Genomic DNA, 13254 nt, shown 5'->3' with positions numbered 1-13254 from the left:
AAAACGGCGGCCATGCAGTTCAGGAAGCTCAAGCTCTCAGGCTTCAAGAGCTTTGTCGAACCGGCCGAGCTGCGCATCGAACCGGGCCTGACCGGGGTCGTCGGCCCCAACGGCTGCGGCAAGTCCAACCTGCTCGAAGCGATCCGCTGGGTCATGGGCGAGAATTCGCCCAAGTCGCTGCGCTCGGGCGGGATGGACGACGTCATTTTCGCCGGTACCGCGCAGCGCCCGCAGCGCGACTTCGCGGAGGTCGTGCTCGACGCCTACTCCGCCGACGGCGAGGAACTGCAGGTCACTCGCCGCATCGAACGCGGTGCCGGCAGCGCCTACCGCGTCAACGGGCGCGACGTGCGCGCCAAGGACGTGGCGCTGGTCTTCGCCGATGCCGCCACCGGCGCGCACTCGCCCGCGCTCGTCAGCCAGGGCAAGATTGCCGCGGTCATCGCCGCCAAGCCGACCGAGCGGCGCATGATGCTCGAAGAGGCGGCGGGCATCGCCGGCCTCCACGTCCGCCGCCGCGACGCCGAGGGCAAGCTGCGCCAGACCGAGGCCAACCTCGCCCGGCTCGAAGACCTCATGGCCGGCCTCGACAGCCAGATCGCCAACCTGCGCCGCCAGGCCAAGCAGGCCGAGCGTTACAAGGCGCTGTCCGACCAGATCCGCGTCGCCGAGGCGCGACTGCTGTTCGCCCGCTGGCGCGATGCCGCCGCCGCTGCCGAGGCGGCGCGCGAACAGGCGAAACTCGCCGACGGGCAGGTCGATGCTGCCAAGGCCGCCGCCGACGCGGCTCAGAAGGCGCAGGCCGCGCTCGCCGAAAAGCTTGCCGAAGTGCGCGACGAACTCGCCGACCGGCGCGACGATGCGAGCGCCCACGGCCACCGCATGGCCGCGCTGACCAGCCAGCTCGAAGCGGCGGAGGAACGGCTCGCCGACCTCGACCGCCAGAAGCAGCGCCTCGAGGAAGATCGCGGCGAGGCCGACCGGCTGACCGGCGATGCCGCGGAGGCGATGAAGCGGTTGCAGGGCGATCTCGAAGCCAACGAACGCGCGCTCTCCGAGAACGAAGCGCGCCGCCCAGCCATCGCCGCCGATACCGAAGAAGCCGAGCGCGCCGGGCGCGCCGCCGAACTGGCGCTGGCCAAGGCGACCGCCGACCACGCCGGGGTCGAAGCCGAATGGCGCGTCGTCGAGGCCGAGGTGGCGCAGGCGCAGATCCGGCTCGACCGCATCGCTGCCGAACGGCGCCGGCAGGACGAAGCCCGTGCGGCGCTGACCGGCGAGGCCGATCCGGCCGAGGCGGTGGCGGCGGCAAAGCAGGCCGCGGAAACCGCCGGACTGGCACTGATCCGGCTGCGCGCCGACCTCGAAGCCGAACAGGTGCGCAAGGAAACGCTCACCGAAAATCGCGAGGCGGCATCGAGCGCGCTGGCCGCGGCGAAGGCCGAGCTGGCCGGCGTCGAGCGCGAATACAACGCGTTGGTCCGCGACCGCGAGGCGCGCGCCCGCCAGGCGGCGAACAAGCACGGCCTGCCTGCTGCGCTCGACAAGGTCTCGGCTGCCAAGGGCTACGAACGTGCGCTCGCCGCCGTGCTCGGCCGCGATGCCAAGGCGCCGCTCGGCCAGCCGGGCTCGGACAGCGAAGGGCGCTTCTGGACCGGATCCGCCGCCCCGGCAAAGGTCGCCGACAGCCTCGCCGACCACGTGCCCTTGTGCCCTCCCGAACTCGCCGCACGCCTTGCGCTGGTCCATGTTGCCGAAAGCGACGACGGTCGCGCACTCGGCCCCGGCGAATGGCTGGTGACCAAGGCTGGCGCGCTGCGCCGTTGGGACGGCTTTATTGCTCGCGGTGAAGGCGCGGCGGAAGCGGCGCGGCTCGAGGCCGAGAACCGCTTCGCCGATCTCGAAGCCGAGCTTCCGGCGCTCCGGCAGGCCTCGAACGACGCGGAAACGACGTGTTCGGCGGCAATTGAAGCGCTTCAATCACTGCAGCGCGAACTCGTCGGCATGGAGCGCGAGGTCGCGCAAGCGTCCGAACGCGAGCGTCAGGCGCTGCGCGCACTCGACCAGGCCGAGGCGGCGCGCGAGCGGCTCGCGGCGCGCCTCGAGCAGCTTGACACCAACGCCGCCGACCTCGCCGAGCAGCGCGCATCGGCGGAAAAGGACCTCGTCACCGCGCAGGACAAGCGCACTACCCTGCCCGATCCCGAAAGCGGCCGCGCCACGCTCGAAGCCGCGCGCGCCCGGCACGAGGCCGCGCGCACCGCGCTGCAAGGGGCGCTCGCCGCCCTCGCCGCTCACGACCAAGCCCTCGCCGTAGCGCGCGAAAGAACTGGAGCGCTGCGCGCCGACATGAAGGGCTGGGAAGCCCGCGCCGGCGATGCCGCCCGCCGCCTTGCCGAGATGGAGCGGCGGTTCGAGGAGATCGCCGAGGAACGCGCCGTCGTCGCCGCCAAGCCCGCTGGGCTGATGCGCGAGATCGAGCAGGGCGACGCGGTCCGCAATCGGCTTGGCGAGGAACTGGCCAAGGCCGAAGCCGCCGTCGCCGCGGTAAACGAGGACATGAAGGGCGCCGAAGCCGCGCTGGCCGACGCCGCCGAGGCGCTCTCCACCGCGCGCGAGAACCGCGCCGGCACCGCGGCTCGCGCCGAGAACGAGGAACAGCGCCGCGAGGAAATGGCGCGCATTTCGGGCGAGCGCTTCCAGTGCCCGCCGCCACTGCTCGCCGGCCGTTTCGAATTCGCCCCCGAGGCGATCAGGAACTCGCACGACGAGAGCGAAGAGATGGACCGCCTTGTCGCCAACCGCGAGCGGATCGGCCCGGTCAACCTCGTCGCAGCCGACGAACTGGCCAAGCTCGAACAGGAACACGGCGCCAGCGTCGAGGAACAGGCCGAGCTGGCCGAAGCGGTCAACCGCCTGCGCGGCTCGATCGGCAACCTCAACCGCGAAGGCCGCGAGCGCCTGCGAGCCGCGTTCGAGGAGGTCAACGAACACTTCCAACGGCTCTTCACCCGGCTGTTCGAGGGCGGCCAGGCGCACTTGGCACTAGTCGACAGCGACGATCCGCTCGAAGCGGGGCTGGAAATCTATGCCCAGCCGCCGGGCAAGCGCCTGCAATCTCTGAGCCTGCTCTCGGGCGGCGAACAGGCATTAACCGCAACGGCACTTATTTTCGCGCTATTTCTAACCAATCCGGCACCAATCTGTGTGCTCGACGAGGTCGACGCGCCGCTCGACGACGCCAACATCGACCGCTTCTGCGACTTGCTCGATTCGATGGTGCAGGAAACGCAGACGCGCTACCTCATCGTCACCCACAACGCCGTGACCATGAGCCGCATGCACCGCCTGTTCGGCGTGACCATGGTCGAAAAGGGCGTCTCGCGTCTGGTCAGCGTGGATCTGGGCGCGGCGGAGGAATTGCTCGCAGCCGAGTAGGACCGACCGACTGCCCGCCAGCAGGTCCAGCCAGACTCACGGCGCTCTACATTATCCTGTCTCGAAATAGTCAACCAGCGATGCATCTACCCATCTTGCGACGCTTTTGAGGCAGGAATAAATGCCGCATTTACAGACCAAAAAGCTCACCCGAGTTCACATGGCAATGCCAGCAAGGCCACGCCTTGTCAGGGCGATTGCTCGGCGACGACTGGGAAGGCTGCCGTTCACGCCGTGGGGGCAATATGAAGGTGATGTTCGTGCTCGCCGGTCTCGGTGTTGGTGGGGCTGAGCGCGTCATTTCGCTGATCTCTCGCGATTGGGTTTCGCGAGGCGTTGAGGTGACGATTGTCTCCTTCGATTCGCCAGATGAACCAATCGGATTTGCTTTCGACAGCCGGATAGAATTGGTTCGGCTGGCTATTCACTCATCCGGCGGCCCGTTCCGGCACGGCGTGGCGGCAACAATGTATCGATGCGCCTCCTTGCGCAAAATCATGCGGGCGCAGCGGCCCGATATCGTCCTGTCGTTCCTTACCAAGATCAATGTCATCACGCTTCTGGCGTCGTATTGGACGGGCATCCCGGTCATTATCTCCGAACGAAACAATCCCAAGGCCCAGCAAGCGCATCCGCTGTGGTACCTGAGCTGGAAAACTCTGGCACGCCGAGCACAAGTAATAGTCCTGCAAACGAATTCGATCCGCCGGCTCTATCCTGCCGTGCTGTCGAAGCGGGCGACTGTCATTCCAAACGTGGTCGAACTGCCCGAATTCGAGCATCAAGACCACGAAGGGCATGTGCTGGTTTCAGCCGGCAGGCTGGTCCCTCAAAAGGGATACGACCTGCTGATCCGGGCGTTTGCGAAGATAGCCGCGGCGAATCCGGACTGGCGTCTGGTCATCTGGGGCGAAGGCAAGGAACGGGAAAGACTGGAGGCGCAGATACGCGATTGCGGTCTCGAAGCGCGAATATCGCTGCCCGGCAACAGTCCGCGGCCCCTGTCCTGGGTGGAATGTGCGGACCTGTTCGTACTTTCATCGCGGCACGAAGGCTTTGGCAATGTCCTTGTGGAGGCCATGCTCGCGGAATTGCCGGTGGTCAGCTTCAACTGCGATTTTGGCCCGGGCGACATCATCAGCGAAGGCGTGGACGGCTTGCTCGTCCGCGCGGGCGACGCCGACGCACTGGCCAGGACCCTGGCGCTCGCCATGGCGGACCCGGCACTGCGAAAACGCCTGGCCAGCCACGCGATCAAGAACGCGCAGCGCTTTCGCCGGGAACACATCGTGAGGCAATGGGAAGCCCTGATCACCAGGATCCTTAGTCCGCAAGCTGGAGCCTTTCCCGACCCGATCCAGCATCCGCCGCTGACCGGCACGTGAGCGGCCTGAAGGGTATCTGATCCATCACGAAACGCGGACCGGGCCGGGCCGTGCCGGCGCGGTCGTCGTTGTCGCAAAGGGTCTGCAGCGACGAAGCCAGATCCGGCCGCGGGCCAGCGGTCAAAGGGGCCAGAGCAGGGGGATCGCGACCAGCGTGACCACTGCCACCACCACCGTCAGCGGCGAGCCGAAGCGCATGAAATCGCCGAACCTGTAGCCCCCCGCGCCGTAGACCAGCGTATTGGTCTGGTACCCGATCGGCGTGAGGAAGCTCGCGCTTGCGGCGAACATGACGGCGATTACGAACGGGCGCGGATCGGAGTCGAGCGCGACGGCCAGCTTGATCGCGATGGGCGTGACCACCACGGCAACGGCGTTGTTGGTCACCAGCTCGGTGAGCAGCAGGCTGAGCAGGTAGATCGCCGCCAGCGCGACCCACGGTGCGAAGCCACCCAGCGCGGGGGTTACGGCAGCCACGGCCATCTCGACCAGTTCCGCCTTCTCCAGCGCCGTGCCGATCGCCAGCATGGCCACGATGAGCGCGATAATACGCCAATCGACAGAGCCGAAGGCTTCTTCGGGCTCGATGCAGCGGGTGACCAGCACGGCGGCCACACCAAGCGTTACGAGCGCGGGCAGCGGCAGCACGTTGAACGACGCCCCGGCGACGATGGCGACCAGCGCCGCCAGCGCGATCGGCGCCTTGCTGGTGCGAAATCCGCGCGCCTTCGGCTCGGCCAGGTTGACCAGCTTTTCGCTCTCCACGAAGCGATCGATGTCCTCGTGCTCGCCCTCGAGTAGCACCGTGTCGCCCGGCTCGAGCACGACGTTCTCGAAACGCTCGCGCAGGTTGCTGCCGCGCCGGTGCAGCGCGATCGGGTGGACGTTGTAGCGACGGCGGATCGCAAGGTCCGAGAAGCGGTGCCCGACGATCTGCGCATCGGGCAGCAACAGCGCCTCTATCACCGTCGAGGTGCGGCTGGTCAGCGCGATCAGGTCTGGCTCGTCGTCGGGCCCGGCGAGGCGCATGCTGGCGCTTTCCTTGATCGTCAGCAGGTCCTTCGCCGGGCAGCGCAGGATCAGCACGTCGCCAGCCTGGAGCAGGGTCCGGGCAAGGTTGTCGCGCATCGAGCTCTGGCCACGGATCAGGTCGATCAGCCGCCTATCGCCGCGGCTGAAGGCGGAGATGGAGGCCGGTGCCTGGCCGATGAAGGGCGAGCCTTCCTCTATCGCCACCGATACCGTGAAGCGCTTGTCGTCGGCCTTGTCCGCAAGCGAAGCGATGGTCACGCGGTCGGGAAGCAGGGGACGGGCGACGACGAGATAGATCACCCCGGCTATCGCCACGATGATACCGACCGGGGCGATTTCGAAGATCGAGAACGGGGCCAGTCCGGCCTCGGTGGCGACACCGTCGACAAGCAGGTTGGTGGAAGTGCCGATCAGCGTACAGGTGCCGCCAAGCACCGCCGCGAACGAAATCGGCATGAGCAGCTTGGACGGGGCCTCACCGAGCTGCTTGGCGAGCACGATCCCGACCGGGACCATCATCATCACCAGCGGGGTGTTGTTGGTGAAGGCGGACAGTGCGGCCACCAGCGCCAGCAGCATGGCCACCGCGGCGCGCGGGGATTCCTTCGCCCGCGCCGTTACCATCCCTGCAAAGTCGTCGAGCAGCCCGGTCCGGACCAGCGATGCCGAAACAATGAACATCCCGGCGATGCTCAGAGGCGCCGAGTTGCCAAGCGCCTTGAGCAGGTCGTCGGACGTCAGGATGCCGAGCGCGAGGAGCAGCGCGACAGCCGCAATCGCAACCACCTCGGGAGGGCGAACCTCGAACGCGAAGGCGAGCAGTAGAAGCAACAGCACCGCGGCAACCACCAGCGGCGCGTAGGCATCGACGACAAGAACCATGAATCAACTCCATCACAGTCCGGCCGCGTATGCCCTTACGGACGGCAGGTCTGGATCAAGCATAGACGAGCCATTTGCCGCCGCACGCAGATTTCTCGACTGGCCCGAGAACGAATTCTACTTCGGCGGGCAGGCCAGGCTCACTCCGCCGGCACGATCCGCAGTACGCTCCCGTCCTTCTGCTCGGTGACCATGTAGATGTAGCCTTCCGGCCCCTGCTTCACGTCGCGGATGCGCTGGTGGAGGTCGTAGAGCAGCGTTTCGCGCCGCAGTTCTTCCATGTCCTTGTTGACGAGGATGCGTTCGAGGTGGCCGGTGCCGGGGATCTCGCCGGTGCGCAGCGCGCCGACGAAGATGTCGCCCTTCCACTTGGGCAGGGCGTCCCCGGTGTAGAACATCAGGCCGGAGACCGCGATGGCCGGCATCCAGTAGATCACCGGCGGCTCGAACACCTCGTGGCCCGGGCGGCCGCCCGATTGCCAGGGACCCGGATAGGCACGGCCGAGGCTGACGAAGGGCCAGCCGTAATTGTGGCCGGGCTTGATGATATTGATCTCGTCGCCGCCGTTGGGGCCATTCTCGCTCTCCCACAAGTCACCCGTCAGCGGATGGATCGCGAGGCCCAGCGCGCCGCGATGGCCGAGCGAATAGACGTCCTTGCGCGCCGCGGAATTGCGCAGGAACGGATTGTCGGCGGGGATCGAACCGTCGTCGTTGATGCGCAGGACCTTGCCGCCCACGGTGCCGAGGTTCTGCGCGTCCGCCCCGGACGTGGTAAGGAACAGCGTGCCTTCCTTGCCGAAAGCCAGCCGCGTCATGCCGCCCGCCCCGGATGGGGCCAGCCATACGTCGGCGAAGTCCTCAAGGCGGCTACCTGTCCAGCGTCCGCGACCGACTGCCATCCGGGGGGCTTCGCCATCCGGCTTGTTGTAGGCGATGTAGACCAGGCCGTTAGTGGCAAAGTCGGGGTGGAGAACCACGTCCATGTAGCCGTGCGAAGTCCCGGCATCGCCGGATTCCCCGGCGAACACGCTGGCGGGTCCGCCGGAGACCACGCGCGGCTTGTTCGTCCCGGGCGCAAGCTGAAGCAGCTCGCCCTTGCGCGTCACCACCAGCATCGAACGGTCCGGCAGGAAGGTGAGCGCCATCGGGTATTCGATGCCCCGCGCCACCACTTCGACACGGATGTCCATTCCTTCGGCGGTGCGATAGGTGAACGGCCCCTCGGGCAGCGGATTATCGGCAAGTCCGGTCGGGGCGACGGGGTAGCCGCCGGGGTTCATCGCGACGTCCTGCTGCGCTTGTGCCGCGCCCGACAGCACCGCCGACGCAACCAAAGCCGCTGCGAAGCCGCCAGCCCGCTGCAAATAATCCCCCACAAGGTTCATGACTTTCTCCCCCTATTTACGCGCGAACCAGATCGTGTGTTTCGCACCTTTCCCATTGCTCCGCGCACGAACCTGCACCTCGTCGACGGTAAAGCCCGCACGGCGCAGGCGATTGGCGAAGACGCTGTCCTTGGCCGCCGACCAGATTGCCAGCACGCCGCCGGGGCGCAGCGCCGCCTTGGCGGTCGCCAGCCCCTCACGCGAGTATAGCCGGTTGTTGTCGGCGCGAACGAGACCATCGGGGCCGTTGTCGACGTCGAGCAGTATCGCATCGTAGCTGTTCCTGCCTTTCGCGATCTGCAGCGCGACATCGGAATGGAGCAGCGAAACGCGCGGATCGTCGAGGCAGTCGGCAGTCAGCTCCGTCATGGGCCCGCGCGCCCATTCGATGATCTTGGGCACCAGCTCGGCCACGGTCAGCTTCGCGTCCTGCCCGAGCACGGCGAGCGCGGCGCGCAGGGTGAAGCCCATGCCGTAACCGCCGACCAGCCAGTGCTGGCCCTTGCGACCCGCCAACCGATCGGCGGTCATCGTCGCCAGCGCCTCTTCCGATCCGCTCATGCGGCTGTTCATCAGCTCGTTGCGGTCGAGCACGATCATGAAGTCGGCTCCGCGACGCATCAGCCGCAGTTCCTCGCCGCCGGGGACCTGCGCGGTGTCGAGCTGTTCGAGCGCGATCATGGCCGGTAGCCGGGGAGCGGTTCGATCAGGCCGAAGCGCTCCTTGGACGGAGGGCCATCGAGCGGCGGGAGCGGGACTTCTTCGGGCGGAACGTGACCGTCGGGAATCCGGTCGATGAAATCGCGGATCAGCGTCAGGCGGCCGCGCCTCTGGTCGTTGAAATCGACCAGGGTCCACGGCGCATAGTGGGTGTGCGTGGCGCGCAACATCGCCTCGCGCGCTTCGGTGTACTCGTCGTAATTCTCGCGTGCCGCGGTATCCATCGGCGAGAGTTTCCAGCCCTTGAGCGGATCCTGGTGGCGTTCGGCGAACCGTTCTTCCTGCTTCTCCTGGTCACAGGTAAGCCAGTACTTAACGAGAGTGAGGCCATCGTCGGTGAGCAGCTTCTCGAACTCCGGCGCGGCAGCGAGGAAAGCCTCGACCTGATCCGCGGTGGCGAAGCCCATGACCTTTTCGACCCCGGCGCGATTGTACCAGCTGCGATCGAACAGCACGATTTCGCCGGCGCACGGCAAGTGAGCGACATAGCGCTGGAAGTACCACTGGCTCTTCTCGTGCTCGGTCGGCTTGGCCAGCGCCACAACGCGGACCTGACGAGGATTGAGATGTTCGCGCAAGGCATTGATCGCCCCACCCTTGCCCGCGCTGTCACGCCCTTCGAACAGCACGACGATGCGGGTGCCGGTCTCACCAACCCAGCGCGCAAGGTCGACCAGCTCGCGCTGCATGCCCTTCAGCGCACGCTCGTAGTCCTTCTTCTTGAGCTTGCTCATCCGCGGGCTTTTGGGCCTGACGCTCGCCGGTGACAACCATCGCGTTCGCTCGGCGAAAAATCGCTTTCCTACAGGCGACCGGATGTGGCCTATGCTTTCGGATGACGCTCCACTCCGAAACAGCCGATCCGTTCAGTGCCCACCGGGCCTTAACGCGAGACTCTGAGTTTTACCCCAGGACACTGTCAGACCTGTCAGGCCGGTGTAAACTTCACCGGCCAGTCGGCCGCGAATCAGTCAAGCACCAGCCGCGGGCCGGTGGCGCCGCTGGCGCCCATCTTGTCGGCCTTGTTGTAAAGCTGGCACTTGGCCAGGCTCAGGCAGCCGCAGCCGATGCATTCGTCGAGCTTGGCGCGGGTGAGGCTGAGCAGTTCGATCTTCTTGTCGATCGAGCGACGCATCTGCTGGCTGATCTGCCGCCAGTCTCGCGGGTTCGGAGTGCGACCCTGCGGCAGGAGCGAGAGCTGCTCCTCGATCTCGTGAAGCGACAGGCCAAGGCGCTGGGCAATGAGCACGAAACTGACCCGGCGAATGTCCGAGCGGAGGAATCGCCGCTGATTGCCGCTGGTGCGGATCGGCTGCAGCAGGCCCTTTTCCTCATAGAAACGAATGGCGGAAACCGCGACGCCCGTGCGGGCGGAAAGCTGCCCGATGCTGATCACATCGTCCTTGGATATCGAGCCCATGGCATTCACGACCCTGACTCCTCCGTCCCCGATTACTTTCTTGACCTCAAGTTATCTTGAGGTTGCATAAGCGGTCAAGCCTGATGATTCGACCCGTCCCGCCAAGGGCTTAAGCATTGGGCACAAAGTTAGACCTCAGATGAACGAAAGGTCCCGATATGCCCAAAGGCACGATAGAACATGCAAATCTGACGGTGAGTGACATCGAGCGCTCGTCCGAACTCTTCCAGAAACTGCTCGGATGGCACCAACGCTGGCGCGGCGCGGCGATGGACGGCGGGGAGACGATCCACGTCGGCACCGACCACGCCTACCTTGCGCTTTACACCGATCGCCAACCTCATGATCGCTTTGAGAAGGGCGCCCCGCTAAATCATGTCGGCTTCCAGGTCGACGATCTCGACGCCGCGGAAGGCGTCGTTATCGAAGCCGGGCTGGAACCGTTCGGCCACGGCGACTACGAACCCGGGCGGCGGTTCTATTTCTTCGACTGGGACGGGATCGAATTCGAAGTGGTCAGTTATGCCTGAGCTTGCCGAATACCTTGCGCGGATCGGGCATGACGGCCCGGTTGCCGCCGACCTCGCAACGCTGCAGGCGTTGCACCGGGCGCACGTGCGCGCGATTCCGTTCGAGGCGCTCGACGTGCAGCTCGGTCTCGTTCCCTCGATGGAGATCCAGGCGATTCTCGACAAGCTGGTGCGCCGCCGCCGCGGAGGCTGGTGCTACGAGATGAACGGGCTGTTCGGTTGGGCGCTGCAACAGATCGGATTTCCTGTGACGCGGTTGTCCTGCGGGGTGATGCAGCATGTCGGCGGCGAAGAGCGCGCCCATACGCACCTGGCCCTGCTGGTCGAGGTGGACGGTGCGCAATGGCTGGCCGACGTCGGCTTCGGCAGTTCGCTCAGCGAGCCGCTCCCGCTCGCGGTAGCGCGGCATGCACACCTGCCGTTCGCGGTGGAACTGTCCCAGCCCGGCGAAGGGATCTGGCGCTATACCGAGTACGAACGGCCCGAAGGCTTCTCCTATGATTTCCTTGCCGGTCCGGCTGACGAGACGCTGCTGGCGGGAAAGTGCCTGTGGCAGTCGACCTCGCCCGATTCCAACTTCGTCCAGACCTTCGTCGCCCAGCGGCGCGTCGGCGAGAGCCGGGTGGCGCTGCGCGGCAAGGTGCTGAGCGAGGTCGGCCCCGGCGGTTCGAGCAGCCGCGAGCTGGCCGATGCCGACGAGTTCGTCACGGTCCTGCGCGAGACTTTCGGGATCGACGAGCCGCGCGCGGCCTCGCTCTGGCCGAAGATCGAGCAGCGCCACGTGGAGTTCCTCGCCGGAGAGGCGGCCTGAACCCTAATGCCTCCCCGCCCAGGGCCGGTCGGTCCGGTCGAGCGTGAGCGCGCCTTGCCACGGGCGGCATAGGGCGAAGGCATCTTCCGCAGATCCGGCAGTCCATGTGGCCCTGTCCGGCGGCGCGACGATGACCGGCATGCGATCGTGCAGGCCCTGCATCGCCGGGGAAGCTTCGGTCATCACCATCGAATAGACCTCGCCCCACTCCTCGCTCCAGCGCCAGATCCCGGCGGCGGTGAACAGGTCCTCTCCGGGCATGGTAACCCAGGTGCGGGTCTTGGCGCCCTTGGCCCCCTCGGCCTCGGCAAAGGCCTCGACAGGGATCAGGCAGCGGCGATTGACGAAGCTGGGCTTCCAGAAGTTGCCCGAGAGCTTGTCGGTGCGCGCGTTGTTGATCGGCTTGGGCTTGAGCATCTGCCCGCTCTTGCCGCGCATGGCGAGGGGGAAGCCCCAGTGCATCGTCTGCACCTTGCCCTCCGCCACCACGACGCCCGGATAGCCGGGATAGACCTCACCCCCGGCATTGCTGCCGGCGGTGACGTCGGCGTCGAAGAGCTTGGCGATCTCGTCGACCGTCTTGGTCATGCGGTAGAGGTTGCACATGGACCTACCTCATTTCGTCATTGCGAGCGCAGCGGTTGCGAAGCAGGCGCCGCGCGCCAACCAATCCAGGGCGTAGCGCACAACCGCTCTGGATTGCTTCGTCGCTTCGCTCGTCGCAATGACGAGGCGCGGGTGTCATGCGTTGCCGACAACGAAGCACGCTGCCGCCACCAGCGCCCCGGCAAACCGGTTCGAACGGAACCGGGCAAGTGCGTTGTCGGCGCTGTCGGGCTCGAGCGTCAGGCCTTGCCACAACAGGTGCACCCCCGCTGGGAGGAGGGCCAGCAGCCCGATCCAGTCGAAGCGCAACAGCCAGAACGAAAGACCCCACATCGACAGCGCGAGGCAGTAGAAGGCGATGACCCCGGCGCGCACGCTTTCGCCCAGCCGCAGTGCGCTCGACCTGATGCCGACCAGCGCATCGTCCTCGCGGTCCTGGCAGGCGTAGATCGTGTCGTAGCCCATGCACCAGAAGAATGCCCCGGCGTAGAGCGCCAGCATGGCCTCGATGTGATCGCCGCGCAGCGCCGTCCAGCCGACCGGCGCGCCCCAGGTGAAGACCAGCCCGAGCCAGGCCTGCGGCCACCAGGTGATCCGCTTCATGAAGGGATAAGCCGCGACCAGCGCAAGGCTGGCCAGTGCAACCAATTGTGCCTGCCATCTGAGCTGCAAAAGCACGACCAATCCGACCGCGCAAAGCACCAGCAGCCAGCCCCACGCCGCCTTCAGGCTCACCCGCCCGCTTGCTACGGGCCGCACGGCAGTACGCGCCACCTGCCGATCGAGATCGGCATCGACGATGTCGTTGTAGACGCACCCCGCTCCACGCATCGTGATGCTGCCGAGCAGCAGCCATGCGACCAGCGCGAATTGCCATCCGGCTCCGGCGAGCCACACACCCCAGGCGCAGGGCCAGAACAGCAGCCACCAGCCGATCGGCCGGTCGAACCGCGCCAGCAGCGGAAAGTCGCGCAGAGGCTGCGGCAGCCGCGCTACGAGGCCTCGGTGTTCGCTGTCTGGCGTGATCGTCTCGGCGGTCATC

The 13254-nt window shown here is 66.4% G+C and carries 11 protein-coding genes; 4 read left to right on the top strand and 7 right to left on the bottom strand.

Annotation, left to right across the window (positions count from 1 at the left end; translation table 11 throughout):
- Positions 1 to 12 precede the first annotated feature (12 nt).
- The gene (locus GRI89_RS02240) at positions 13 to 3438 is read left to right on the top strand and encodes a chromosome segregation SMC family protein (protein ID WP_159791754.1); all 3426 of its coding nucleotides are present in this window, start codon (positions 13 to 15) and stop codon (positions 3436 to 3438) included.
- Positions 3439 to 3635: 197 nt separating this feature from the next.
- Complete coding sequence (locus GRI89_RS02235) at positions 3636 to 4823, top strand: glycosyltransferase family 4 protein (RefSeq protein ID WP_235912686.1); 1188 nt, start codon at positions 3636 to 3638, stop codon at positions 4821 to 4823.
- A gap of 120 nt (positions 4824 to 4943) precedes the next feature.
- Here the strand turns inward: GRI89_RS02235 and GRI89_RS02230 are convergent, their stop codons facing one another.
- From GRI89_RS02230 to soxR, 5 genes are all read right to left on the bottom strand, one after another.
- The gene (locus tag GRI89_RS02230; RefSeq protein WP_159791750.1) at positions 4944 to 6737 is read right to left on the bottom strand and encodes an SLC13 family permease; all 1794 of its coding nucleotides are present in this window, start codon (positions 6735 to 6737) and stop codon (positions 4944 to 4946) included.
- A gap of 140 nt (positions 6738 to 6877) precedes the next feature.
- Entirely contained in the window at positions 6878 to 8125 is a 1248-nt protein-coding gene (locus GRI89_RS02225; RefSeq protein ID WP_159791748.1) for a PQQ-dependent sugar dehydrogenase, read from the bottom strand.
- Between the two features lie 12 nt (positions 8126 to 8137).
- On the bottom strand, positions 8138 to 8806 hold the full coding sequence (locus GRI89_RS02220; RefSeq protein ID WP_159791746.1) for a spermidine synthase: 669 nt from the start codon (positions 8804 to 8806) through the stop codon (positions 8138 to 8140).
- Positions 8803 to 9579 carry a polyphosphate kinase 2 gene (ppk2, locus tag GRI89_RS02215; RefSeq protein ID WP_159791744.1) on the bottom strand — a complete coding sequence of 259 codons (777 nt, stop codon included), beginning with the start codon at positions 9577 to 9579 and terminating at the stop codon, positions 8803 to 8805. The genes GRI89_RS02220 and ppk2 overlap by 4 nt, the downstream gene beginning before the upstream one ends.
- 233 nt (positions 9580 to 9812) lie before the next feature.
- Positions 9813 to 10265 carry a redox-sensitive transcriptional activator SoxR gene (gene soxR, locus GRI89_RS02210; protein WP_159791867.1) on the bottom strand — a complete coding sequence of 151 codons (453 nt, stop codon included), beginning with the start codon at positions 10263 to 10265 and terminating at the stop codon, positions 9813 to 9815.
- 158 nt (positions 10266 to 10423) lie between these two features.
- Here soxR and GRI89_RS02205 point away from each other — a divergent pair, with 158 nt between their 5' ends.
- Both GRI89_RS02205 and GRI89_RS02200 read left to right on the top strand, forming a co-directional pair.
- Positions 10424 to 10795 carry a VOC family protein gene (locus GRI89_RS02205; RefSeq protein ID WP_159791742.1) on the top strand — a complete coding sequence of 124 codons (372 nt, stop codon included), beginning with the start codon at positions 10424 to 10426 and terminating at the stop codon, positions 10793 to 10795.
- Positions 10788 to 11606 carry an arylamine N-acetyltransferase family protein gene (locus GRI89_RS02200; RefSeq protein WP_159791740.1) on the top strand — a complete coding sequence of 273 codons (819 nt, stop codon included), beginning with the start codon at positions 10788 to 10790 and terminating at the stop codon, positions 11604 to 11606. Before GRI89_RS02205 ends, GRI89_RS02200 begins: the two co-directional genes overlap by 8 nt.
- A gap of 3 nt (positions 11607 to 11609) precedes the next feature.
- On the opposite strand, the gene GRI89_RS02195 is transcribed toward GRI89_RS02200, so the two are convergent.
- The gene (locus GRI89_RS02195; RefSeq protein ID WP_159791738.1) at positions 11610 to 12212 is read right to left on the bottom strand and encodes an SOS response-associated peptidase; all 603 of its coding nucleotides are present in this window, start codon (positions 12210 to 12212) and stop codon (positions 11610 to 11612) included.
- Between the two features lie 135 nt (positions 12213 to 12347).
- Positions 12348 to 13253, bottom strand: a complete 906-nt coding sequence (ubiA, locus tag GRI89_RS02190; RefSeq protein ID WP_159791736.1) for a 4-hydroxybenzoate octaprenyltransferase — start codon at positions 13251 to 13253, stop codon at positions 12348 to 12350.
- Between the last annotated feature and the right edge of the window lies 1 nt (position 13254).

Source organism: Croceibacterium salegens, from assembly GCF_009827435.1.
GTDB lineage: Bacteria > Pseudomonadota > Alphaproteobacteria > Sphingomonadales > Sphingomonadaceae > Croceibacterium_B > Croceibacterium_B salegens.
Note: the sequence above shows the minus strand (reverse complement) of the source record. Positions and strands in the feature narration are given on the sequence as shown.